We start from the raw sequence: 682 nt of genomic DNA, 5'->3' as shown, positions 1-682 counted from the left end.
CGAGCCTGCGCAGCGCGATCGGCGCGGTCGCGGGTAGCTCGCAGCGGCTGGCCTCGTCGAGCGAGGAGATGTCGAGCGTGTCGGCGCAGATCGCGGCGTCGGCGGAGGAGAGCAGCGCGCAGGCCGGGGTCGTGTCGGCAGCCGCCGAGCAGGTCTCGAGCAACGTCAGCACGGTGGCGACGAGCGCGGAGGAGATGGGCGCGTCGATCCGGGAGATCGCGCACAATGCGACCGAGGCGGCGAAGGTGGCCGCGACCGCCGTTTCCGGGGCGGAGACCGCGACCGCGACGGTCGGCCGGCTGGGTGAGTCGAGCGTCGAGATCGGCAATGTGGTCAAGATGATCACGTCGATCGCGGAGCAGACCAACTTGCTGGCGCTCAACGCCACGATCGAGGCCGCGCGCGCCGGTGAGGCGGGTAAGGGCTTCGCGGTCGTGGCGACCGAGGTCAAGGATCTGGCGCAGGAGACGGCGAAGGCGACCGAGGACATCTCTCGGCGGGTTCAGTCGATCCAGACCGACTCCACCGCGGCGGTCGAGGCGATCGCGCACATCGCCGAGGTGATCGGGCAGATCAACAGCTTCCAGGAGACGATCGCGTCGGCGGTCGAGGAGCAGAGCGCGACGACCAGCGAGATGAGCCGCAACGTGGCCGAGGCGGCCACCGGCGCGACCGAGATCGC

At 70.5% G+C, this 682-nt stretch carries 1 protein-coding gene; it reads left to right on the top strand.

Going from position 1 to position 682, the window contains the following annotated elements:
- Window positions 1-173 precede the first annotated feature (173 nt).
- The coding region (locus HC028_RS26845) for a methyl-accepting chemotaxis protein (RefSeq protein ID WP_338091302.1) at window positions 174-682 on the top strand (509 nt) is incomplete at its 3' end.

Source organism: Planosporangium flavigriseum, from assembly GCF_011947225.1.
In the GTDB taxonomy this organism is placed as follows: Bacteria; Actinomycetota; Actinomycetes; order Mycobacteriales; family Micromonosporaceae; genus Planosporangium; species Planosporangium flavigriseum.
Note: the sequence above shows the minus strand (reverse complement) of the source record. Positions and strands in the feature narration are given on the sequence as shown.